Source organism: Streptomyces sp. HUAS CB01 (assembly GCF_030406905.1).
GTDB classification, from domain to species: domain Bacteria; phylum Actinomycetota; class Actinomycetes; order Streptomycetales; family Streptomycetaceae; genus Streptomyces; species Streptomyces chengbuensis.
In genome coordinates this window covers 7,518,993-7,542,690 of record NZ_CP129137.1, presented here as the reverse complement: position 1 = coordinate 7,542,690, position 23,698 = coordinate 7,518,993, and the positions used below count along the sequence as shown (strand labels likewise).

Annotated in this window: 17 protein-coding genes; 5 read left to right on the top strand and 12 right to left on the bottom strand. The window is 74.6% G+C overall.

The annotated features are described in order from the left end of the window. Positions 1 to 18: 18 nt before the first annotated feature. Positions 19 to 630, top strand: a complete 612-nt coding sequence (locus QRN89_RS33055; protein WP_290353084.1) for a TetR/AcrR family transcriptional regulator — start codon at positions 19 to 21, stop codon at positions 628 to 630. A 21-nt stretch (positions 631 to 651) separates the two neighbouring features. On the opposite strand, the gene QRN89_RS33050 is transcribed toward QRN89_RS33055, so the two are convergent. Beyond that, positions 652 to 1,068, bottom strand: a complete 417-nt coding sequence (locus tag QRN89_RS33050; protein ID WP_093654915.1) for a DUF7144 family membrane protein — start codon at positions 1,066 to 1,068, stop codon at positions 652 to 654. Between the two features lie 15 nt (positions 1,069 to 1,083). Further along, positions 1,084 to 1,491, bottom strand: coding sequence for an SHOCT domain-containing protein (locus QRN89_RS33045; RefSeq protein ID WP_290353083.1), 408 nt, complete (start codon positions 1,489 to 1,491; stop codon positions 1,084 to 1,086). Positions 1,492 to 1,693: 202 nt separating this feature from the next. Here QRN89_RS33045 and QRN89_RS33040 point away from each other — a divergent pair, with 202 nt between their 5' ends. Next, the gene (locus tag QRN89_RS33040) at positions 1,694 to 3,001 is read left to right on the top strand and encodes a cation:proton antiporter domain-containing protein (protein WP_290353082.1); all 1,308 of its coding nucleotides are present in this window, start codon (positions 1,694 to 1,696) and stop codon (positions 2,999 to 3,001) included. Between the two features lie 177 nt (positions 3,002 to 3,178). Here QRN89_RS33040 and QRN89_RS33035 read toward each other — a convergent pair whose 3' ends face one another. Both QRN89_RS33035 and QRN89_RS33030 read right to left on the bottom strand, forming a co-directional pair. Then, positions 3,179 to 3,376, bottom strand: a complete 198-nt coding sequence (locus QRN89_RS33035) for a DUF8691 family protein (protein WP_290353081.1) — start codon at positions 3,374 to 3,376, stop codon at positions 3,179 to 3,181. A 144-nt stretch (positions 3,377 to 3,520) separates the two neighbouring features. Beyond that, positions 3,521 to 6,337, bottom strand: coding sequence for a winged helix-turn-helix domain-containing protein (locus QRN89_RS33030; RefSeq protein ID WP_290353080.1), 2,817 nt, complete (start codon positions 6,335 to 6,337; stop codon positions 3,521 to 3,523). Positions 6,338 to 7,200: 863 nt separating this feature from the next. Here QRN89_RS33030 and QRN89_RS33025 point away from each other — a divergent pair. Continuing rightward, positions 7,201 to 8,511, top strand: a complete 1,311-nt coding sequence (locus QRN89_RS33025) for a diacylglycerol/lipid kinase family protein (protein WP_290353079.1) — start codon at positions 7,201 to 7,203, stop codon at positions 8,509 to 8,511. Positions 8,512 to 8,895: 384 nt separating this feature from the next. On the opposite strand, the gene meaB is transcribed toward QRN89_RS33025, so the two are convergent. The 5 genes from meaB to QRN89_RS33000 form a co-directional block, all read right to left on the bottom strand. Continuing rightward, complete coding sequence (meaB, locus tag QRN89_RS33020) at positions 8,896 to 9,924, bottom strand: methylmalonyl Co-A mutase-associated GTPase MeaB (protein ID WP_290353078.1); 1,029 nt, start codon at positions 9,922 to 9,924, stop codon at positions 8,896 to 8,898. Between the two features lie 6 nt (positions 9,925 to 9,930). Then, on the bottom strand, positions 9,931 to 12,141 hold the full coding sequence (gene scpA / locus QRN89_RS33015; RefSeq protein WP_290353077.1) for a methylmalonyl-CoA mutase: 2,211 nt from the start codon (positions 12,139 to 12,141) through the stop codon (positions 9,931 to 9,933). After that, entirely contained in the window at positions 12,138 to 13,991 is a 1,854-nt protein-coding gene (gene mutA, locus QRN89_RS33010) for a methylmalonyl-CoA mutase small subunit (protein WP_290353076.1), read from the bottom strand. The genes scpA and mutA overlap by 4 nt, the downstream gene beginning before the upstream one ends. Positions 13,992 to 14,165: 174 nt before the next feature. Further along, a complete protein-coding gene (locus tag QRN89_RS33005; protein WP_290353075.1) occupies positions 14,166 to 14,711 on the bottom strand; it encodes a hypothetical protein in 546 nt (181 codons plus the stop codon). 120 nt (positions 14,712 to 14,831) lie between these two features. Continuing rightward, positions 14,832 to 15,521 carry an acetate uptake transporter family protein gene (locus QRN89_RS33000; protein ID WP_290353074.1) on the bottom strand — a complete coding sequence of 230 codons (690 nt, stop codon included), beginning with the start codon at positions 15,519 to 15,521 and terminating at the stop codon, positions 14,832 to 14,834. 429 nt (positions 15,522 to 15,950) lie between these two features. Here QRN89_RS33000 and QRN89_RS32995 point away from each other — a divergent pair, with 429 nt between their 5' ends. Continuing rightward, positions 15,951 to 16,787, top strand: coding sequence for a hypothetical protein (locus QRN89_RS32995; RefSeq protein WP_290353073.1), 837 nt, complete (start codon positions 15,951 to 15,953; stop codon positions 16,785 to 16,787). Between the two features lie 367 nt (positions 16,788 to 17,154). On the opposite strand, the gene QRN89_RS32990 is transcribed toward QRN89_RS32995, so the two are convergent. The 3 genes from QRN89_RS32990 to QRN89_RS32980 form a co-directional block, all read right to left on the bottom strand. Beyond that, positions 17,155 to 17,664 carry a SixA phosphatase family protein gene (locus tag QRN89_RS32990; protein WP_290353072.1) on the bottom strand — a complete coding sequence of 170 codons (510 nt, stop codon included), beginning with the start codon at positions 17,662 to 17,664 and terminating at the stop codon, positions 17,155 to 17,157. Between the two features lie 108 nt (positions 17,665 to 17,772). Beyond that, positions 17,773 to 19,002 (bottom strand): anhydro-N-acetylmuramic acid kinase, encoded by a 1,230-nt coding sequence (locus QRN89_RS32985; RefSeq protein ID WP_290353071.1) that lies wholly within the window; start codon positions 19,000 to 19,002, stop codon positions 17,773 to 17,775. Further along, entirely contained in the window at positions 18,999 to 20,312 is a 1,314-nt protein-coding gene (locus tag QRN89_RS32980) for an MFS transporter (RefSeq protein WP_290353070.1), read from the bottom strand. Before QRN89_RS32980 ends, QRN89_RS32985 begins: the two co-directional genes overlap by 4 nt. Before the next feature lie 256 nt (positions 20,313 to 20,568). Between QRN89_RS32980 and QRN89_RS32975 the strand changes: the two genes are divergently transcribed. After that, the gene (locus QRN89_RS32975) at positions 20,569 to 23,670 is read left to right on the top strand and encodes a SpoIIE family protein phosphatase (RefSeq protein ID WP_290353069.1); all 3,102 of its coding nucleotides are present in this window, start codon (positions 20,569 to 20,571) and stop codon (positions 23,668 to 23,670) included. Positions 23,671 to 23,698: the final 28 nt, after the last annotated feature.

The window sequence follows — 23,698 nt, the reverse complement described above, 5'->3', positions numbered from 1 at the left end:
AAGGCGGGAGCGGGAACCATGCCGGACGCGCACCACACCACACGGGCCAGGCAGCGGGAGCTGACACGCGGGGCACTGGTACGCGAGGGCCGCCGGCTGTTCGCGGCCGAGGGCTACGCGGCCGTGGGCCTCGCGGAGATCGTGCGCGCCGCGGGGGTCACCAAGGGCGCGCTGTACCACCACTTCGACGGCAAGGCGGCGCTGTTCCGCGCCGTCCTGGAAGAGGTGCAGCAGGAGGTCGCCGGCCGGGTGGCGGCGGCGGCAGGCGCCGAGGACGACCCGTGGGCACAGCTGACCGCGGGCTGCCGGGCGTTCCTCACCGCCGGTACGGACCCGCAGGTCCAGCGGATCATGCTGCTCGACGGTCCCGCGGTGCTCGGGTGGAACGAGTGGCGGGCCCTCGACGAGGCGGCGTCCGCACGCCATCTCACCGAGGCGCTCGCCGGCCTCACCGCCGCGGGAGAGATCCCCCCGCAGCCGGTGGAGCCCCTGACCCGCCTGCTGTCCGGGGCAATGAACGAGGCCGCCCTGTGGCTGGCCTCCTCCCACGGCCCGACGGACCTGGACGACACCTGGGCGGCACTGTCACGGATGCTGGAAGCGCTGCGGGCGGAACCGCCGGCCCGGTGAGCCGGCGGTCCCGGCCGCCCGTCAGATCTTCTCCTCCGGCGACCGTCCGACACACAGGGCCCAGATGATCGCGATATACAGGGCGATCGCGACGAGGGACCACAGCGGGTAGTACGGCAGGGAGAGGAAGTTGACGACCAGCAGCACCCCTGCGAGGGCGATGCCGAGGATCCGCGACCACAGGGCGCCCTTGAAGAGGGCGAAACCGGCCGCGACGGCGACGATCCCGAAGATCAGATGCAGCCAGCCCCATGCGGTGAGGTCGAATCGGAAGACGTAGCCGGGCGTCGCCACGAACACGTCGTCGTTCGCGATTCCCATGATTCCGCGGAAGAAATCGAGGAATCCGGCGATGATCAGGACCACTCCCGCGAACATCGTCAGGCCTCCGGCCCAGGCGAAGTAGCTCTTGGAGTGTCCGGTGGTCGGTTGGGTCATGATGTCCCCTCGTCCTCAACTCAGGAGCTTTTGCTTGGCTCGCTGGAATTCCTCCTCGCTCAGGTCACCCTTGGCCTTGAGCTCGGAGAGCCGGGCAAGCTCGTCCCCCGTTCCGGTGCCCTTGGCGGTCTGCCGGATGTACGCGTTGAACGCTTCCTGCTGCTCCTGCGCGTGCTTGATCTCGCGCCTGCCCATGTCCTTGCCGCGGACGATCACGTAGACCAGCACGCCGAGGAACGGGATCAGCAGCACGAAGATCAGCCAGGCCGCCTTGGCCCAGCCGCTCATCTCGTGGTCACGGAAGATGTCCACGAAGACACGGAAGAGCAGCACCAGCCACACGACCCAGAGGAAGAGCCACATCACGGTCCAGAACGCGCCCAGAACCGGATAGTCGTAAGCGAGATAGACCGTGTCGTGCATAGCCGTCCTCCTGCCGTAGCCGTCGGACCTCGGAGTCCGCTCGCCGTCAGTGTGGGGCGGCGGGCGGACGGTTCCCTCACCCCGCACGGGTGAATCGGAGGCCCTGCCGGACCACGGGGGCCGGCGGGCCCGGGCCGTGTCGGTGCCGGGGCGGTACGGCGCCGTGCCCGACGATGAACCGGTCCGTGGTGCCGTTGGCCGGGTGGGTGATGGGTACGTGAGCGGCGGGAACGCGCTGACCGGGGTGGCCGTGGCGGTGGTCACGGCGGGATACGCGCTGGTGTCGCGGCGCATCGCCGCCACGGTGGTCACCGCCCCCTTGTTCTTCACCGCATGCGGGGTGCTCATCGGGCCCGCGGGGCTCGGCCTCTTCGGCCTCGAGCACAGCGCGGGGCCGGTGCTCGTCCTGGTCGAGACGGCCCTGGCGCTGGTCCTGTTCACCGACGCCATGAGCCTGCGCGGCCGCCAGCTGCACCGGGGCCGCTTCCTCCCCGTGCGGCTGCTGGCCATCGGCCTGCCGCTGACGATCGCGGCCGGCTGGCTGCTCGCCTGGCCGCTGCTGCCCGGGCTGACCGTGTGGGAGCTGGCCCTGATCGCCACGATCCTCGCGCCCACCGACGCGGCGGTGTGCCGGACCGCCCTCTCCTCGCCGCGGGTACCGCCGCTCGTGCGCAGCGGCCTCAACGCCGAGTGCGGCATCGGCGACGGCATCGTGCTCCCCGTCTTCGTCCTGCTGCTCGCCGCCCTGCCCGGCGCCGCCGAGGAGGACCACGTGGGCATCTTCTGGCGCTCGCTGGTGCTCAGCGCGGCACTCGGGGTCGCCTGCGGGGTCGCGGCCGCCCTGCTGCTGAGACGGGCGGGCTCCGCCGGATGGGTGAGCAGGGAGGGGAACCAGCTGATGATCCTGTCGACCGTCCTGGCCTCCTTCGCGCTCGCGCGGCTCGTCGACGGCAGCGGGTTCATCGCCGTCTGGGCGGCGGGGATCGCCTTCGCCGTCCTGATGCGCCGCGACGTACCGGCGGAGACGTCTCCGGAGGGCGCCCGGAGCCATGGGTTCGCCGGGGGCCACGAGTTCACCGAGAACGTGGCGGCGCTGCTCGCGGCGATGAGCTTCCTGGTGTTCGGCGCCGTGCTGCTGGGCCCGGCCCTGGAGCACCTGGACCGGCGGACCGTCGCCTACGCGCTGCTCAGTCTCACCGTGGTGCGGATGGTGCCGGTCGCGCTCGCCCTGGCCGGCAGCGGACTGCGGCTGCCGACCGTGGCGTACGTGGGCTGGTTCGGGCCACGCGGTCTGGCGTCGCTGGTCCTGGCTCTGCTCGTGGTGAAGGAGTACGGCGCCGGGGCGGCCCTGCCCGGCCGGGTCGTGGCCGTCACCGTGGGCCTGAGCGTGCTGGCGCACGGGGTGACGTCCGTCCTGCTGAGCGAGCGGTACGGGGCCTGGTACGCGAAGGCGTCGGGCCGCGACCCGGGGCTGCGGGAACGTGTCGCCGACGGCGAACCGGCCGGCTGACGACACGGGCCTTCCCCCCTGCCCCCTCGGCCTCTGCGGCGAACCCGCCAGGGCCTCTGCCCGACGTCCGCCACCTCTCGAGCGGCCCGGGTCGCGGGGCGGGAGGCGCACGCAGCGGCGCCCGGCCCGTCGCGGGGCATGCCGCTCCGCGCGGGGCCCTTTGGCCCGCGGCGCGGGTCAGTCGGGCAGCCGGCGCAGTTCCACCACGTGCAGGCCGAGATCCTGGAAGCGTACGAGCAGTCCGTACAGATGGGCCTCGTCGGTGACGGGCCCGAACAGAACGGTCTCCTCCGGCACCGTCACTTCGTCGAGCTCGGGAAAAGCACCGGCGACGGCCGGTGACAGATGACCGGAGACGCGGAACTCGTATCGCATGCGAGCACTTCCCCGTGCGCTGAGGGCTCTTGCTGCATGGTCCCGCCGGGGGCGGCCGGGCCGCATCACCCGAGCGAGGTGACCCGGTACGCGGCCTCACGGGACGGCCCGGAGCACGGCCGCCGGGCGCGGGCCGGACGGGCCTCAGAGCAGGCCGGCGTCCCGGGCACGGCGCACGGCCTCACTGCGTCGGGACACCGACAGCTTGCGGTAGACGCTCTTCAGATGCGTCTTGACCGTGTTGACGGAGAGGAAGAGCTCGGCGGCGATCTCGTCCGTCGACATCATCTCGGCGGCGCACCGCAGGACATCGCGCTCCCGGGGGCTGAGCTGTTCGACGAGCAGCGGAACCGCGTCCGCGGTGTCCCCCGTGCCGGAGCCACTGCCGTCGCCGGTGCCGGTGCCGCGACCGGCCTGTTTCTCGGCGTCCGCCGGTCGGCCCGTCAGCCAGGCCCGGGCGTCCGCGAGTCCGGACGCGCGGGACAGCAGGTGCCGCAGCCACGGGCCGGCCTCGGTGAACGGGGCCCGCAGTCCGTGCGGCCGCGCGGTGCGTACGGCGACGGCCACGAGCGCCGCCGCCTTCGCGCCGTCCCCCTCGACGGCCGTCGACTGCGCTTCGAGGAGCTGCGCACGGACCCGGACCGCCGGGGGGACACGGTCGCCGCCGGGGAGCCCGGCGAGCAGCCGGCGCGCCTGTCCGCCGTCCCCGGCCGCGAGCCGGGCGGCGGCCGACGCGACCGTAAGGGCGGGGCCGCCCGGTGGCGCCTCGCCCAGTGCGGCGAGCGCGGCCGCCGGATCACCGCGTCCGAGGTGGACGGAGCAGCGGGCGACGGCGATCCGGCCCGCCGCCTCTCCCCCGGCGGCGGCCGGACCGTCGGCGGAAACGGGCACCTCGTCGAGCGCCGACAGTGCCGCCGCCGCACGTCCGCGGGCGAGTTCGAGGCGGGAGCGGAGCACCGCGGCCTCGGCGGCGGCCGGTACGTCGCGGACCAGCGGCTGGGCCCGGGCGGCCGCGAGGTACCGGCCGGCGGCGGTGAGGTCCCCCCGGTCGGCGGCGACCGACGCGAGCGCGAGATGGCACCGTGCCGTGCGGCGGTCGACGGGGATGCCGTGCTCCTCGGCGGCCTTGAGCCCGTCCCGGGCGTGGGTCTCGGCCGGCCGCAGCAGTCCGTCGACGGCCTCGGCGAGGGCCAGCGCCCCGAGGCAGTGGTAGCGGACCGTCCAGGTCTGCTCGTCCGTGGCGGCGTCGAGCGCGGCGGCGAACGCCTCCCGTGCCTCGGACCGGTGTCCCGCGGCGAGGAGGGCGCGGCCGCGGCCGTACCTCCGGAGCGCCTCGATCTCGGGGTGCCGGGCGAGCCGGTCGCGGTCGACCCGGTCCATCAGCGTCCGCACCTCGCGGTCGGGGTCCGGGGTCCCGCGGTCCGGGCCCGGGTCCGCCGCGGCAGGCTCGCGGTCGTCACCGTCCTCAGCGGAGGCGGATGCCCGGGGGCCCCTGGTGCCGGCGCCGGTGCCGGCGCCGGTGCCAGGGTCGGTGCCGGTGCCAGGGTCGGTGCCGGTGCCGGGGTCGGTGAGGAGCCGCAGCAGCGCTTGGGTGAGCAGACTCTCGGGCGCGGCGTCGGCGCCGGGACGGGCACCCGCGAGGTGCTTGCGCCCGGCGGCGGCGTCGCCGCGGGCCAGGGCACAGGCGGCTGCGGCGAGGGCGGGCGCCGTGCCGGGCAGTCCGTCCGGCATCGCACTGAACAGCCGTTCGAGACGATGGCTGTCCGGTCCGGTGAGGAGGCGCCCGGCGGCGAGCCGGTCGACCAGGAGACCGGCGGCGTACGGCCAGTCGTCCGCCGCGGCCGCGTGCTCGATCGCGTCGGTCAGCCTGTCGTGACCGTCGAGCCAGCGGGCGGCCTCCCGGTGCAGCGGCGCGCCGAGCGCGGGGCTGCGGCTGCGCAGATGGGCCCGGAGCACCTCGGCGAACAGCGGGTGGCAGCGGTACCAGGAGGTGTCGCCGATCGGCTCGACGAACGCGTTGTCGCGGACGAGCCTGCCGAGGATGCGCTCGCCGTCGTCCCGTCCGGTGAGGGCGTCGGCCAGCCCGGGATGGACGTGGGAGAGGATGCTGGTCCGGATGAGCAGGTCCTGCGTCGCCTCCGGCTGGGCCGCCAGCACCTCGGCCGTCAGATAGTCGGCGACGGCGTTCTGCGAGGCGGCGAACGACTGGGCGAAGTGCTCGGCGTCCTCGGTCCGTTGCATCGCGAGGGCGCACAGCCGGAGCCCGGCGGCCCACCCCTGGGTACGGTCGGTGAGGGCCCCGACGCTCTCCTGGGAGGGGGTGAGCCCGTGGCAGCGCAGCAGCTGCGCCGTCTCCCGCGGGGTGAACGCGAGTTCGGACCGGCGGATCTCGCATACCCGTGCCTCGGCTCGGTAGCGGTGGAGGGGCAGCGCGGGATCGACGCGCCCTATGAGGACCAGTCGCAGCGACGGCCCGGCGTGGGAGAGGACGAAGTCCAGCTCGGCGGCGATGTCGTGGACGCCCGTGTGTTCCAGCCCGTCGAGGACGAGCACCACCGGCTCCGGCAGCTGAGCGAGGGCGGAGGCGAGCCGCACGATCAGGGAGTGGTCGACGTTGTCGGCGCTCGACGGGCTGCCCACGCCGTCGGGCAGCGGCACCCGGTGATAACGGAAGGCACCGAGCACATAGGCCCAGAACACGCCCGGCGCGTTGTCGTCGCTCTCCACCGTGAGCCAGACGACCGGTCCGGGCGCCAGGTCGGCCTCCCACCAGGAGGCGGCGAGCGTGGTCTTGCCCGCGCCTGCGGGACCCGTGATCACCGTGAGAGGGCCCTGGGCGCCCTCGGTGAGCCGGTCCAGGAGTCGCTGCCGGGCCACGAAGGCAGGCGGTACGGCGGGTACCGCGAACTTCGCGGCCAGCAGCGGGTCGCCGCTGGGGTGCAGCTGGGCGTCCTCGGCCATGGGTTCCACCGCCGTGCCGTCCGTTCGTCAGCCCTCATGATCCCAGCGGCCATTCATGATCGCCAACGGCGGGCGGGGCGTGGGGCCGGACGGTGTGCACGCCTCCGCCCGGGACGGCCACGCGCCGGGCACCGCGCACCGGGCCGTACACGGTCGCAGGCGCGGGGCGGAGGCGGCTGCGGAGGCCGGCGCGGGCACGGGCGCGAAGGTCGACGCGCCCGGGCCGATCAGGGGGCGCGGGCGTGGGAACCGACGCGGGAGCGAGGGCCGACACGGCGCGGGAGCGAGAGCGCGACCGAGGTGCTGCTTGACGCACACGCGGGCGCAGTCGAAGCGGGACCGATGGGCCGCTCGGCGCACACCGCCGCGGCGTCGACATGGGCGAGGCACCGACTCGGGCGCGGGAACCAACGCGCGCTCGGGGCACACACGGCCGTGGGGCACACGCCCGATGGGCGCATACGGGCGAGGCACCCCACGCGAGCGCGTGAGCCGAGACGTCTGCGAGGACCGACGGGCCGGCGGGACGCACCCGCCGCCGGAAGCCGACACCCCCTCAGGACGCACACGGGCGCGGGAACCAACGCGAGCGCCGGGGCCGGCACGGGCGCGAAGCCGACACGGGCGCGAAGCCGGCACGGGCGCGAAGCCGACACGGGCGCGAAGCCGGCACGGGCGCGAAGCCGACACGGGCGAGGCACCCAACGCGAGCGCGGACGACGAGACAGCTCCGAGGGCCGAGGGGCCGGCGGGGCGCACACGCCCGCGGGAACCAATGCCACACGGCCGTGGGGCGGCCGGAGAGGCGGCTCTCTCCGTGCGGTTGTGCAATGGCGGTAGGACGGACACGGACCGGAGGTGCCATGGAGGACGACGGGAAGACACGCGCGGTCCGGGCCCAGCGCTGGAGCGCACGGCTCGCGGTCCTCGCGGCCGCCGCGGCCGTCGTGCTGCTGGTGGCGTCCGGTCTCGGCGGCGTCGCGATGGTGCTCCTGGTGCTGGCCGGGACGGTGGTGACGGCGGCTGCCCTGTGGTGGGCGCTGACCCGGCGGGGGCTCGTGCGGGTGCTGGCCGTGCTGCTGGCGGTGGCCGCCCCGCTGACCGTCGTCTGGCTGCAGGTCCGTTCGGGGGTGCTGTGGGTCATGCTGCTGTGTCTCGCCCTCGGCGCGGTGGCCGCCTGGGCCGGGTGGGAGGCGCTCGCCCTGGACGCGCGGCGCAAGGCCCAGCCCACGGTGGCGGTGGCCCCTGCCGCACGGCCGTTCCTGATCATGAACCCGCGCTCGGGCGGCGGGAAGGTGGAGCGCTTCGGGCTCAAGGAGAAGGCCGAGGGTGCCGGGGCGGAGGTGTTCCTGCTGGACCCGGACCACCCCAGCGATGTCGCGTCCGTGGCGCGCGCGGCGGTCGCCGACGGCGCCGACCTGCTCGGCGTGGCCGGCGGGGACGGTACGCAGGCGCTGGTGGCGGGCGTGGCGGCGGAGCACGGCGTCCCGTTCGTGGTGGTCCCGGCCGGGACCCGGAACCATTTCGCACTGGATCTGGGGCTCGACCGGGACGACCCGTCACGGGCGTTGGAGGCCCTGACCGACGGGGTCGAACTCACCGTCGACCTGGGCATGGCCGGGGACCGGGTCTTCGTCAACAACGCCTCGTTCGGGGCGTACGCGCTGGTCGTACAGAGCGACGCGTACCGCGACGACAAGGTCGGGACCGCCCTGCAGTTGTTCCCCGACGTGCTGACGCACCGCGCGGGCCCGCGGCTCACCGTGCGGGCGGCGAGGACGACGCTCGCCTCCCCGCAGGCCGTACTCGTGAGCAACAACCCGTACCGCGCCGGGGACCGGGCCGCTCCCGCGCGCCGGGACCGCCTCGACCGGGGCGTTCTGGGCGTCGTGAGCGTCACGGTGGAGAGTGCCGCCCAGGCCGCCGGGCTGCTGCGCGGCGACCGCTCCCCCGGGTTCACCGCCCTCACCGCCCACGAGGTCGTCGTGGAGGCCGACGCGCCGGAGGTGCAGGTCGGCGTGGACGGAGAGGCCCTGATGATGGCCGTGCCGGTGCGGTGCACCGTCAGGCCCGGGGCGCTGCGTGTCCGCGTCCCCCGCCACCGGCCCGGAGTCCCGCTCGCCCGGCCCCGGCTGAACTGGCGGCGGCTGGCGATGCTGGCCCTGGCGCGCTGAGCGCGCGTACGCCCGCGGCGGGCCGGGCCCCCGGCCGACGGGCAGCCCTCCGCAGGGCGTCGGGAAGTCGGGGCGTCCACGGCGCCGACCCGTCACCTCGGCTCGGCCCGCCGGCCGTGGCGCCCGACGGACCCCGCTCGCTACACGGCCCACAGTCCATGCGGCCCTCCCGCACCCCGCAGTCGACGTGGCCGTCGCGATCCCCACCGTCCACGCCGTCCAAGGGGAACGCGGAACGGCCCGGCGGCGGGATGCTGCCGGGCCCGCCCGTCTCCGGGGCCGGCGGACGTCAGCCGCCCGACTCCCCCGCTCCGGGCCGGACGTACGCATCGCACGGATGTGCGAAAGTGCGGACCGTGGGCCACACGCGGCGTACGCGCCGGGTCACGCCTCCTCGGCGAACGCCTCCAGGATGCGTTCCGCCGCGAGAGTGGCCGTCAGTTCACCGTCGCGGACCTGCTGTTCGAGGGCGGGGCCGACGGCCCGTACGGCCGGATGGGCGCGGAGACGGCCGAGGAGTTCGTCCCGGACCATCGCCCACGCCCACTCGACCTGCTGGTCTCGGCGCTTGGCGGCGAGACGGCCGCCCGCGTCGAGAAGGGCGCGGTGCTGCTCCAACCGTTCCCAGACCGTGTCGAGCCCGGTCGACTCCCGCGCGCTGCAGCTCAGCACCGGCGGGGTCCAGACGGCGTCGGCCGACGGGGTCTCCCCGGCTCCGGCCGAGTGGTGGGCGGGGGGACGCATCAGCCGCAGCGCGCCCGCCAGTTCGCGCGCGGCGGTGCGGGCATCGCGCTCGTGCGGCCCGTCCGCCTTGTTGACCGCGAGGACGTCGGCCAGTTCCAGGACGCCCTTCTTGATGCCCTGGAGCTGGTCGCCCGTCCGGGCGAGGGTGAGCAGCAGGAAGGAGTCGACCATCCCGGCGACGGCCGTCTCGGACTGGCCGACGCCGACGGTCTCCACCAGGACGACGTCGTAGCCGGCCGCCTCCATCACCACCATGGACTCGCGGGTCGCCTTGGCCACCCCGCCGAGTGTGCCCGCCGAGGGCGAGGGCCGGACGAAGGCCGCCGGGTCCACGGCCAGCCGCTCCATCCTCGTCTTGTCGCCGAGGATGGAGCCGCCGGTGCGGGTGGAGGACGGGTCGACGGCCAGCACCGCCACCCGGTGGCCGAGCCCGGTCAGCATCGTGCCGAAGGCGTCGATGAAGGTGGACTTGCCCACCCCCGGCACTCCGCTGACACCGATCCGCCGGGCGTTGCCGCTGTGCGGCAGCAGTTCGGTCAGCAGCCGCTGCGCCGAGGCGCGGTGGTCGGGCCGGGTGGACTCGACGAGCGTGATGGCGCGGGCGACGGCCGCGCGCTTCCCGTCGAGCACACCCTTGACGTAGGCGTCGATGTCGACTTCCCTGGCCATCCGCGGCTACAGCTCGTCGTGGCCCAGCGCCGCGGCCAGGCGCTCGACCAGGTCGTGGGCGGCGTCGGGGATGACCGTGCCCGGCGGGAAGACCGCGGTCGCGCCCATCTCCAGCAGGGTCGGCACGTCCTGCGGCGGGATCACCCCACCCACGACGATCATGATGTCGTCGCGGCCCTCCTCCGCGAGCTGCTCGCGCAGCGCCGGGACGAGGGTGAGATGACCGGCCGCCAGCGACGAGACGCCCACGACGTGCACGTCCGCCTCCACCGCCTGCCGGGCCACCTCGGCCGGGGTCTGGAACAGCGGGCCGACGTCCACGTCGAAGCCCAGGTCGGCGAACGCGGAGGCGATCACCTTCTGGCCGCGGTCGTGGCCGTCCTGGCCCATCTTGGCGACGAGGATGCGCGGGCGACGGCCCTCCGCCTCCTCGAAGCGGTCGACCAGGCTCCTGGTGCGTTCCACGGAGGGCGACTCCCCTGCCTCGCTGCGGTACACGCCGGAGATCGTACGGATCTGGCCCGCGTGCCGTCCGTACACCTTCTCCAGGGCGTCGGAGATCTCGCCGACGGTGGCCTTCGCCCGGGCGGCGTTCACGGCGAGCGCGAGCAGGTTGCTCTCCAGGCCGGTCCCGGAGTCCCGTCCGGCGGCCTCGGTCAGCGCGCGCAGCGCGTCCTGGCAGGCGGTCTCGTCGCGCTCCTCGCGCAGGCGGCGCAGCTTGGCGATCTGCTGGGCGCGCACGGAGGAGTTGTCGACCTTGAGGACCTCGATGGCCTCGTCGTTCTCGACGCGGTACTTGTTGACGCCGATGACCGGCTGCCGCCCGGAGTCGATCCGGGCCTGGGTGCGCGCAGCGGCCTCCTCCACCCGCAGCTTGGGGATGCCCGCGTCGATGGCCTGCGCCATGCCGCCGGCGGCCTCGACCTCCTGGATGTGCTGCCAGGCACGGCGTGCCAGGTCGTGGGTGAGCTTCTCGACGTACGCGCTGCCGCCCCAGGGGTCGATGACCCGGCAGGTGCCGGACTCCTGCTGGAGAACCAGCTGGGTGTTGCGGGCGATACGGGCGGAGAAGTCCGTGGGCAGCGCCAGTGCCTCGTCGAGGGCGTTGGTGTGCAGGGACTGGGTGTGGCCCTGGGTCGCCGCCATGGCCTCCACACAGGTGCGCGTGACGTTGTTGAAGACGTCCTGTGCGGTGAGGGACCAGCCGGAGGTCTGCGAATGGGTGCGCAGGGACAGGGACTTGGCGTTCTTCGGCTCGAACTGCTTGACCAGCTTGGCCCACAGCAGCCGGGCCGCGCGCAGCTTGGCGACCTCCATGAAGAAGTTCATGCCGATCGCCCAGAAGAACGACAGGCGCGGCGCGAAGGCGTCCACGTCCAGGCCCGCCTCGCGCCCGGCGCGCAGGTACTCCACCCCGTCCGCGAGGGTGTACGCCAGCTCCAGGTCGGCCGTCGCACCGGCCTCCTGGATGTGGTAGCCGGAGATGGAGATGGAGTTGTAGCGCGGCATCTTCTGCGAGGTGTACGCGAAGATGTCGGAGATGATCCGCATCGAGGGGCGCGGCGGGTAGATGTAGGTGTTGCGGACCATGAACTCCTTGAGGATGTCGTTCTGGATGGTCCCGGCCAGCTTCTCGGGCGGTACGCCCTGCTCCTCCGCCGCCACGATGTAGAGCGCGAGCACGGGCAGCACCGCGCCGTTCATCGTCATCGAGACGGTCATCCTGTCCAGCGGGATGCCGTCGAAGAGCTGCCGCATGTCGTAGATCGAGTCGATGGCGACACCCGCCATGCCGACGTCGCCGGTGACACGCGGGTGGTCGCTGTCGTAGCCGCGGTGCGTGGGCAGGTCGAAGGCGACCGACAGGCCCTTCTGGCCGGCGGCGAGGTTGCGCCGGTAGAAGGCGTTGGACTCCTCGGCGGTGGAGAAGCCCGCGTACTGGCGGATGGTCCAGGGCTGGTTGACGTACATCGTCGGGTACGGGCCGCGCAGATACGGGGCCACGCCCGGGTACGTGCCGAGGAAGTCCAGGCCCTCCAGGTCGCGGCCGGTGTAGAGCGGCTTGACGCCGATGCCCTCCGGCGTCTCCCACACCAGGTCGTCGGCGCTGCTGCCGGTGGACTCCTTCACGGCGGCGCGCCACTGCTCCTCCGTGGCCCCGGCGGGCGGGGTGCCCGGACCGAGGGCGACCTCGGAGAAGTCGGGGATCTGCGTCACGGGGCCACTCCCATGCGGTCGAGAACGGAGGACAGGACGCCGACGGCGTCGCAGCCCGCGAAGACGTAGGCGTCGACACCGGCGTGCTCGCCGGGCCGGCCGGCGAGGTAGACCTGCTGTGCACCGGCCGACTTGAGGGCCTTGGCGACCTCCTCGGCCTGCTCCTCGTACAGGGCGTCGCTGGAGCAGAGGCAGGCGACCGCGGCGCCGCTGCGCGCGAAGGCGTCGGCGGCCGTGGCGGCGTCGACCGTCACGGGGTCGTGGACCGGTTCGACGCCGCCCGCCTGGAACAGGTTCGAGGCGAACGCGGCCCGCGCGGTGTGCGCGGAGGCGGGGCCGAGCGCGGCGAGGAAGACGCGGGGACGGGCACCGGTCGCGGCCAGGTGCGCGTCGGAGCGGGCACGCAGGGCCTCGTAGTCCTCGTCGCGGCGCACACGGGGCAGGCCGCCCTCGCTGCGGGGGACCTCCGGGGCGGGCTCGCGCTCGACGGGCTTCTCGGCCAGGAACGGGAACTCGCTGACGCCCGTGACGGGTTCACGGCGCTTGGCGAGCCGGCGCTTGCGCTCCTCCCAGGTGGCGGCGATGCGCTCGCCGACCAGGCCGGAGCGCAGGGCCTCGCCCTGTCCGCCCGCGCGCTCCACTTCCTGGAAGAACGCCCAGGCGGCGTGGGCGAGTTCGTCGGTGAGCCGCTCGACGTACCAGGAGCCGCCGGCGGGGTCGGCGACCCGGCCGAGGTGCGACTCCTCCAGGAGGATCGAGGAGGTGTTGCGGGCGATGCGGCGGGCGAACGCGTCCGGCAGGCCCAGTTCGTGGTCGAAGGGCAGCACGGTCACGGCGTCCGCGCCGCCGACGCCCGCGCCGAGGCAGGCGATCGTGGTGCGCAGCATGTTCACGTACGGGTCGCGCCGGGTCATCATCACCGGCGACGTCACCGCGTGCTGGCGCTGCGCGGCGCCCGTGTCCCCGGCGGCGCCGGACACCTCGGCGACGCGCGCCCACAGCCGGCGCGCGGCGCGCAGCTTGGCGACGGTGAGGAACTGGTCGGCGGTCGCGGCGTAGCGGAACTCCAACTGCCGCAGGGCGGCCCCGGTCGTCAGTCCGGCCGCGGTGAGGGCCCGGAGGTAGGCGACACCGGTCGCGAGCGACGCGCCCAGTTCCTGGGCCGCGGAGGCTCCGGCCTCGTGGTAGGGCAGGGCGTCCACGGTGAGTGCCCGCAGTCCCGGGTGGCTGTCGTGGATGCGGCGGGCGAGCTCCACGGCGGGCTCGGTGTCCACGGGGTCGCCGGTGCGGGCGGACAGGCCCAGCGGGTCGGCGCCGAGGTTGCCGCGCGCCTCCTCGCGGGCGACGCCGCGCTCCGCGTACAGCCGCAGCAGTTCGGCGGCGGCGGCCGCGGTCTCCGGGCCGGCGTCGAGGACGACGGGCGCGAGGTCGAGGTACACGCCGTCGAGGGCCCGGGCGAGGCCCGTCACCGGCACACCGGCGGTGCCGACGGTGAGCCAGAGCGAGGTGACGCCGTTCTCGAGGTCCGTGAGCACGGACTCGTTGGTGCGGCCCGCCTCGGGCCGGCCGTGGCGCTGGCGCACGTCCCAGCCGCCGACGGGCCGGCCGCCGCGCACATAGGGCGCGAAGCCGGGATAGCCGGCGTCGGGCGCGGTGTCCCGCGCGGTGTACAGGGGGCTCGCCACGAGCCCGTCTTCCAGGGCTGTCGCCAGCGCCTCTTCCGCCGCCGCGCCCGACACGTCCTTGCCCGATTTGCGCAGCACACCCTCGACGAGGCGCTGCCACTGCTCTTGGGTGGCGTCCGGGAACTCGGCGGCGAGCGTAAGCCCGTCATCAGGCAGAACCGTCATGCTCGGATGCTAGGGCAGGGTTACGGATGAGCTGCAGAGGAGACGGCTGTGACCTTGCTCGCTGATTTGGCACTCAGTGCCGCGTTCACCGCCGGACACGGGCGAGATGTCCGGTGTGTGCCCCCTCGGACCGCTGCTGATGCCTCGTCGGAGGACATTCGGTGCGATGCGGCCTCAATGGCCCGCGAGCAGTTTCACGGCGATGACGCTCACCCCGATGACGGTGTCCACGATTCCCGAGAGGACGGCGCTGAGCGGGCCGTTGCCCATCCGCAGGCCGGTCCGCCAGCCCCACAGGAACAGGGTGGCGACCTCGACCGCCGCGCTCAGCAGCAGCGCGGTCCCCAGGTCCAGCGCACCCAGCGCCGACACCCCGATGAGCACGAGCGGTCCCGCCGCGGTGAGCAGCAGCGGGCTGGAGACGTGCAGCGCCGCCCGGATCTCCTGCACGGTGGCCCCGCGCCCCGTCAGTGCCCGGTGCGACTGCTCGTCGGCGACGAGGGTGGCGAGCCAGATCCCCAGCGCGGTCACGGCCACGGTGAGGGCGGACTCCAGGTGCTCGGGGTGCGCCGTCTCGCTGAGGGCGACCACGACGGCGGTGAGCGTGATGGTCGCGTAGATGCGTTCCTTGAGTCGCGCCGCCGCCGTGTCGCCCGCCCGCGCGGCGGTCGCCGCCGCCTCGGGAGTCGTCCCCGGACCCTGCTGTCCCGACACCACCATGGATCACCGGCCCTTCCGAGGGCACACCGTAGGGGCCCGTACGCTGTCCGGCCGGGGCGCAGCGCGGGGGTTGGGCCGCTCGGGGGAGGCGCCGGCCGGGGCGCGGGAGACGGACCGCGCTCACAGCGTCCGGCGGACGCCGGCCTGGCGCTCCATGTCGCGGAGCTGGTCGGTCAGATCTCCCCGGACCGCGGTGTGGGCCTGGCCGTGGCGGCCGACGGGCAGGACATCCTCGCCGCGGAGCTCCTCCAGCATCATCGCGTAGGCCGTGTAGAGCGCGACGAGCGCGAGCACCAGCCCGGCCGCGCCGGCGCAGGCGCCGAGCCAGCCGGCCCGGACGATCTCGTGTGTGCCGGAGAGGACGAACCAGGGGACGGCCGCGACGAGGACCAGCCAGACGGCCCGGCGGGGGCCCATGACGGTGGCCATGAGGACGGCGAAGACGGCGAAGACCAGGTTCAGCACACCGAGGACGCTGCTGCCGCCGGGCGGGGTGGCCGCCAGGACGAGGGAGTTGGCGAGCCAGTGACCGGCGAAGCAGCCCATCACGGTGGCCGCGAGGACGTCCCGGGCGCCGAACGCCAGGACGCTGACGAGGAGTTGCAGGACGAAGGCCGGGACGATCGTCAGGCCGACCGCGCCGCGGTCGGCGGGAGCGAACGCGCCGAGCTGGAGACAGGCGCCGAGGGCGGAGGCGATCGCGACCGTGTAGAAGCCGAGCGGCAGCGGCGAGGCGATCGGCCGCAGATTGATGCGGGTCAGCCGCCGTGCGTCGGGTTCGCACGCCGGGTCCGGCGGTGCAGAGTTCATCGCCGTGGCCTCCGTTCCGGGCCGCGTGCCCGGCGGCCCCGGAACAGTCTGGTCCGCCCGTCCCACCGTGCCCGGTACCGGCCGGGAGCGCCACGCGGCGTGTCGCGCCCGGCCGGGGCGGTCCCCCTGAGGGTGCGCCGACGGGTCCCCGTCGGGTCCGTCGCCGAGGTCCCGCCGGGTCCGTCGCCGAGGTCCCGCCGGGTCCGTCGCCGAGGTCCCGTCGGATCCGTCGCCGAGGTTCCCTGCCGGTCGATCCGCTCCACCGGTGCGGGCGAGCTCGACGTCTCCTGCCGAAGGGCGGAAGAACATCCAGGCGCCCGTGGGCATTTGAGGGACGGAAGACCGATCGCCGGGCACCTTTCACGACGACACGAGCACTCGGTCGCACGCTCGGACGATCCGGGCGGAATGATCAGTACGCTGGCCCGTGTGGGACACCTCGAGGCACGGGCGGAAGGCGCCGGACCGTTCACGACCCGCCTCACCTGGCGTCTCGCCGAAGGCGGTCTCGCGGTGTGGGAGTCGCGCGCGGCGCGCAGACGCGGGACGCTCGGTGTCAGGGCCGCCGAGCGCGGCGAGCCGGTCCCGCAGCGGGCGGACCGGGCGACTCTGGTCCGGCTGGGCCGGCTGAACCTCATCGCCTCGCTGTCCTTCGTCATCGGCGGTGCGCTCTTCGCGCTGGGCGCGGCGCTCGCCCTCCGTTCCACGAGTGCGACGACGAGCGCGTCGGTGTACTTCGTGGGAGGTCTGTTCTTCACCGGCGGCGCCTATGCCTCGCTGCTCCAGGCGATCAACGCGCCGCGGCCCGGGAGTACGGCCGGGACGCTGGAGTCCGGCCGCTGGCGCTGGTGGCGGTACGAACCGATGCGGATCGACTGGGTCGGCACGTTCCTGCTGTTCGCGGGCACGCTGGTGTTCGGCGTCAACCTGCTGGACTCGTTCCTGCACGGGCTGACGGCCCAGCAGGCGAACCGGCTGATCTGGGCCCCCGACATGATCGGCTGTCTGCTCTTCCTCGTCTCCGGCCGGCTGGCCCTGATGGAGGTCAGCCACGGGTCGCCGAGAGTCCTGCCGCACGACCTCGGCTGGTGGATCGTCGCCGTCAACCAGCTCGGCTCCGCGCTGTTCATGATCGCGGCCCTGGCGGACTTCACCGTGCCCGCCACCGGCGCCCTGGTGAACACGGACATCGCCGACTGGGGAACGCTCACCGGCGCCGTCTGCTTCTGCGTCGGCGGGGTGCTCCAGGCGTTCGAGCGGCCGTAGCGGCCGGCGGCGGCCGGCACGGTTGCCGGCGGCGTCTCCCGGAGCCGCCTTCTCGGCCGCCGCCGCAGGGCTCCGAGCGGACGCGCGGCGCGTGTGCCGCGGTCGGTGACCCGTACCGGGGTCGCCCACCCGCGCCGCAGTCAGCCATCCGGACCGAGGCCCGACACCCGTACCAAGGCCCGACTGCCGTACCGAGCCGGTCACCCGCACCGAGGCCCGACACCCGTACCGAGCCGGTCACCCGCACCGAGGCCCGACACCCGTACCGAGCCGGTCACCCGCACCGAGCCGGTCACCCGCACCGAGGCCCGACACCCGCACCGAGCCGGTCACCCTCGCCGCGGTCGGACCTCCGCGCCGCGGCGGGTCACCCGCGCGGCACGGCGACGTCGGTGAGCAGGGAGCCCCCCGGGGCCGCCTCGGGCCACGCCTTCTGCTGGGTGAGCACCGCGATGGCCGAGGTCGGGAACTTCTCCTCGACGCGCTGGAGGGTGTCGCCGAGCCCTTCCGACGCGAGCAGCAGCACGAACTCCTCGAGGGCGGGGTTGTGGCCGACGACCAGCAACGTGGCCACGTCGTCCGGGGTTTCCCGCACGACGGCGAGCAGATCCTCGGCGTCCGCGCCGTAGAGCCGCGGGTCATGGCGGGTCCGGGGGCCGGTGGGGAGCTCCCCGGCGGCGAGGTCCCAGGTCTCGCGGGCCCGGACGGCGGGTGAGCACAGCACCAGGTCCGGGACGCAGTCGGCGTCCCTCAGCCAGCGGCCCGCTGCCGGCGCGTCGCGCAGCCCGCGCTCGGCCAGTGGCCGTTCCGCGTCGGCCACGCCCGGCGGCCGGGCGGACTTCGCATGCCTGAGCACGACCAGTCGTCGGAGAGTCATGGGGCCTCCACCCGTCGGGCCTCCACCCGTCGGTGAGCGGCGACAGTCTGTGGGCCGCCAGCTTTCCACCAGCCGGCGGCCCGGGCCAGTGCACGCACGCGGTTGCCGCTAATCGGCCGCCGGGAACGCGCTCACGTGCTTCCCGGGCGGTCCGTCATCGCGGGCCGGCTCCGCCCGCACCACCAGCGAGACGGGCGCCTCGGCGGGTGTCCGGGGCAGCCGGAGGGGGCGGCTCCCCGGGGTGATCGAACCGAGGACCCGGGCCCCGAGGGCCCCGGTGCAGGACGGCGCGTTGCCGGGCAGGCCGTGCAGGGTGAGCCAGCCGAGGACGGCGAAGGCGCACGCCTCCTTGGCGGACGAGGGCAGGCCGAGTTCGTCCGACGTCCGCAGGGTGATTCCCGTCAGCTCGTCCCGGAGCATCGCCGCCAGCACGGGATTGCGGGTGCCTCCGCCGGAGACGATCAGCTCGGTCGCGCCCAGCGGCCGGACGGCGCCGGCGACGGTCCGCGCGGTCAGCCGGGTCACGGTCGCGACGACGTCCTCGACCGCGAGCCCGCCGAAGCCCTCCAGCGCGGAGTGCAGGTAGCCGCGGTGGAAGAGCTCCTTGCCGGTGGTCCTGGGGGCGGGCCTGCGGTAGTACGGCTCGTCGAGCAGGCTGAGCAGCAGGGGCTCGTGGACGCGGCCGGCGCCCGCGAGCGCCCCGTCGGCGTCGTAGGCGAGCCGCCCGTGCGTCAGCTCGTGGACCGCGGCGTCGATGAGCGCGTTGCCGGGCCCGGTGTCGAACGCGACCGGCGGTCCGCCGCCGGGCAGGACGGTCACGTTCGCGATGCCGCCGATGTTCAGTGCGGCGGGCACGCCGGGCCGCCCGCGCAGCCACATGAGGTCGACGAGGCTCACCAGCGGGGCGCCCTGGCCACCGGCGGCGACGTCCCGGGTCCGGAAGCCGGACACGACGGGCCGGCCGGTGGCTTCGGCGATCCACGCCGGTTCGCCGATCTGCAGCGTGCCGTGCACCCGGCCGTCCTCCGCCCAGTGGAAGACGGTCTGCCCGTGGGAGGCGAACAGTTCCGCGGTCCCGCCGCAGAGTTCGCGGTCGGCGCGTACGGCGACGTCCGCGAAGGCCCGCCCGACGAGCGTGTCCAGCCGGCACACGTCCGCCAGGGTCGTCGCGGACGGCGGCAGGGCTCCGGCGAGCAGTGCCCGCACCTCGTCGCCGTACGGCTCGCTCACCATGCCCAGCGGGGCGAGGACCAGGGCGCCGTCCTCGACCGTGAGATCGGCGGCGGCCGCGTCGATCGCGTCGTACGACGTGCCCGACATCAGTCCGACGACCCTCATCGCAGCGGCCGCCGGTGGTCGTCGCCGCGCAGGGTGAGCAGGGCGAGGACGCTGACGGCGCACGCGCCCGCCGCGTAGTAAGCGGGGATGTCGGCGTCGCCGGTGCGTTTGACGAGTTCGGTGATGACGAGCCCGGCGCATCCGGAGAACACCGCGTTGGACAAGGCATAGGCCACGCCCAGTCCGGTGCAGCGGACCCTGGTCGGGAACATCTCCGCCAGCATCGCCGGACCGGGGCCGGCCATGAGCCCGACGACGGCTCCCGCGACCAGCACCGCCCCGCCCTTCGCGGCGGTCGAGGCGCCCGGGTCCTGCAGGAGGTCGACCAGCGGCAGGGCCAGCAGGACGACGAGGCCCGCGCCGGTGAGCATCACGGCCCGGCGGCCGAAGCGGTCGCTGAGGAGCCCCGCGGGGATGATCGAGGCGGCGAAGCCGAGATTCGCGAGGACGGTGGCGACCAGCGCCTCGCGGAACGAGGCACCGAGGGTGGACTGCAGGTAGGAGGGGAGGACGACGAGGAACGTGTACCCGGCCGCCGCCCAGCCCATGATCCGCCCGGCGCCCAGCACAATCGCGCGCGCCACTTCGCCCCGGGACGGCGGGGGCGTTCCGGCGGCGTCCGCCTCCGCGCCGCGGAAGCTGGGCGTCTCCTCCAGCCGCAGCCTCAGCCAGAGGGCGACGAGGCCGAGCGGGAGGGTCAGCAGGAACGGGACCCGCCAGCCCCAGTCGTTCAGGGCCGCGTCGGAGAGCACGGTGGCGAGCAGGGCGGCCGCACCGGCGCCGCCGAGCAGGCCGAGGGCGACGGTGAAGGACTGCCAGGAGCCGTACAGGCCCCGCCTGCCGGGCGGGGCGAACTCCGTCATCAGGGATACGGCCCCGCCGAACTCACCGCCCGCGGACAGGCCCTGGACGACCCGCAGCAGGGTCAGCAGCCAGGGGGCCGCCGCACCGGCGGTGGCGTAGGTCGGCAGGAGACCGATCAGCGTGGTGGCCAGCGTCATCAGACCGATGACCAGGATCAGTGTGGGGCGCCTGCCGATGCGGTCGCCGAGCCGGCCGAAGAGCACGGCCCCGATCGGCCGGAAGAAGAACGCCAGCGCGAAGGAGGCGTACGTCTTGACGAGGGCCTCGACGTCGCTGCCGCCCTCGGGTGTGAAGAAGTTGGCGGCGATCACGGTGGCGAAGTAGCCGTAGACGCCGAACTCGTACCACTCGACGAAATTGCCGACGGATCCCGCGAGCAGGGCACGGCGGGAGCGGGCGGGCGGCGGCGGCGGCGGCGCGGGATGCCGCAGGGCGGGTTCGGTCATCCTTCCTACGTGCCCACGACAACACCCCCGGAATCGTCTCTTCCGGTCGGTGCCGGCCCGGCCCGGCGCGGGACGGGAACGCCTCCGGGCGGGGCCGTCGGCCGGGGCGGCGAACCGGTCCGGCGGCGGCTTCCGGCCCCCGCGCGGCGCCGCGGTGTGACCGCCCCGTCCCCAGTGGTGACGTCCCCTTCGTGGAGGAGACTGGGACGAGAGACCGGGAGCGGACGGGCCTTCGACTCAGGCGAGGCTGGTTGCGATGGGCACAAGCGGCGTCACCCGGCGCAGTGACGGGCGCGAGCAGGCCGCGGCGCAGGGCTGGGCCAAGGTCGTGGTGAACGCGCGGGGTGTGGTGACCGGGTGGAGTTCGGCGGCACAGCAGCTGCTCGGCTACCCGGCGCACCAGGTCCTGGGCCGCCCCGCCGTGGAACTGCTGGCCGGGGCGCACGAGACCGCCGCCCACGGAGCGGCCCCGGCGTCCGGCGCCCGCCCGTCCCCCGCCGGCGCTCCCGAGGCCTCCGGCACCGAGGCCGGCACCGACGTCGGTTCCGCACTCCTGCGGCACCGGGACGGCGGGCTGCTCGCCTGCCGCGTGGGCATCCGTCCCCGGGCGGCCGGCGGGCCCAACACGGCCTGGGAGGTGCTGCTCGGTCCCGCAACGGCGGGACCGGCGCCCGAGACCGAGCTCGACAAGGCACTGCTGGAGGCGCTGTTCAGCCGCTCCCCGGTGGGCCTGTTCGTCGTGGACACCGAGCTCCGCCTCATCCGTATCAATCCGGCGGCCGAGGGAATGCAGGGACTGGCCGTCGAGGAGGCCCTGGGAAAGCGGCCCGGGGAGGCGTGGCCCGAGTTCAGCGCGGAACTCGCCGAGCGGGTGATGGGGCAGGTGCTCCGCACCGGCCGGCCGGTGATCGGCTGGGAGAAGCACGGCAGGCCGCCCGGGGACCCCGACCACGAGCACGTCTACTCGAGCTCCTCCTTCCGGCTGGAGGACGCCGCCGGCCGGGTCCTCGGGGTCGCCGACGCCGCGATCGACGTGACCGAACGCCAGCGGGCTCAGGAGCGGCTCATGCTGCTCGCGGAGGGCGGGGCCCGGATCGGGACGAGCCTGGAGGTCATGCGCACGGCGCAGGAGTTGGCGGAGGTGGCGGTGCCGCGGTTCGCCGACAGCATGGCGGTGGAGGTCCTGGAGGAGGTGCTGGCCGGAGAAGAGCTCTTTCCCGGGCCGGTGCGCCCCGGGGCCGTGCTCCGCCGTGCCGCGTCCCTCGCGAGCAGTCCCGCGGAGCCGGCGGGTGTGTACGCCGACGGTGAGATCAGCACGTTTCCGCCCGCCGCCCCGTCCCTCGACGCGCTCACCGATCTCCGGCCGCGGCTGGTCGATTCCGTGGAAGCCGACAGTGCCTGGGTGCTCCAGGACCCCGTGCGCGGTTCTCGGATCATCGAGGACAAGATCCACTCGCTGATGGTCGTACCGCTCGTCACCCAGGACCGGGTCCTCGGCCTCGCCACGTTCTACCGCTGGGGCGCGCAGGGACCGTTCCGGGACGACGATCTGACCCTTGCGACGGAGCTCGCCGGGCGCACGGCGGTGTGCCTGGACAACACGCGCCGATATCTGCGCGAGCGCAATTCGCTCATGGCGGTGCAGCGCAGTCTGCTGCCCGGGGAACTCCCCCACCACCACGGGGTGGAGGTGGCACACGAGTACGTGCACGCGGGCGCGGGCGGCGACTGGGTCGACGTCGTCCCGCTGTCGGGGGCGCGGGTCGCGCTCGTGGCCGGCAGCGTCCCCGGCCGGGGCGTCGCCACCGCCGCCGCCATGGGGCGCCTGCGAGCGGCGGTGCACACGTTGTCGGACCTGGACCTGGAACCGGAGGAACTGCTGGCGCGCATGGACGACCTGGTGCGCCGCCTCGACGGGCGCGACGGCCCGGAGGACCCCCTCGGCGGGCGGCGGTCCGACGGCAGCGAGGAGCACGCGATACCGGCCGCCCTGGCGGCCGGAGCCCCGGCCACGGGCGAGGAGGCCGGCTGCACCTGCCTGTACCTGATCTACGACCCGATCTCACAGCGCTGCGCCATGGCGAGCGCCGGCCATCCGGCCCCGGCCGTGGCGCACCCGGACGGCACGGTCCGGTTCCTCGACGTCCCGGCGGGCGCACCTCTGGGCCGCCCGGGGCCCCCGTTCCGCGGAACGGAGGTGGACCTGCCGGAGAACGCGGTGCTCGTGCTGTACACCCCGGGGCTGCTGCAGGCCCGGGGTGGCGCGACGCCCGAGGCCGCGGAGGGGACACCCGGGGCGGGCGCGTCGGGGGAACGGGTCCACGGAGAGGAAGAGCCGGCCGCGGGGGCGTCCGAAGAGGCCCAACAGGCCCAACAGGCCGAACAGGCCCAACAGGCCGAACAGGCCGAACAGGCCGACGAGCGCGGCCGGTCGGGAGAACAGGGGTACGGAGAGGACGGATCGACCCGAAGGCGGACCGAACAGGCCCACGGCGACTCGGGAGAACGCGCTCCCGGCACGCAGACCCCGGCCGCGCAGGCGCCGGGCCGCGCCGACGGTCCCGGACACGGCGTCTCGGCCACCGCTACGGCCGAACAGGCCGACGGACACGACGGCTCGCCCACCGGCACGGCCGGACAGGCCGACGACGGCCGCCCGTCGGAAGGAGTCGCGCCCGGGGCGGACGCCTTGCCGGCAGAGGCGGAAGCACCGGGCCCGGCGCACGGGTCCGGCGGGAACGCGGGCGAGGGCGGGAACGCGGGCGAGGGCGGGAACGCGGGTGAGGGCGGTGACGACGGGAACGCGGGCGAGGGCGGCGTGGCCGCGGGTGACGGCCGTGAGGCGGCCCGGGCACGGCTCCTGGGCGCGCTCGCGCGCGCCCCGGGATCCGTCCGCGAGACGTGCCGCATGCTGCTCGAGGCGCTGGTCCCCGCCCATCCGCGGCAGGACGCGGCCCTGCTGGTGGCCCGCACGCACGCCCTGGGGCCCGGCAGGGTCGCCTGCTGGGACCTGCCGAGCGATCCGGCGGTGGTCTCCACCGCCCGCTCGCTCGTCACCCGCCAGCTGTCCGCGTGGGCGCTCGACGAAGCCGCGTTCGCCACCGAGCTGATCGCGAGTGAGCTCGTCACCAACGCGATCCGGTACGCGAGGGCGCCGGTACGGCTGCGTCTGATCCGCGACCACGTCCTGACCTGCGAGGTGTCCGACGGCAGCAGCACCTCGCCCCGGCTGCGCCACGCCCGTACGACCGACGAGGGCGGCAGGGGGCTGCTGCTCGTGGCGCAGTGCTCCGAACGCTGGGGCACGCGCTACACGGAGGACGGCAAGACCATCTGGGCCGAACAGAACGTCACTTGACGTGTGGGCTTCCCGTGTTCCGAAGCGC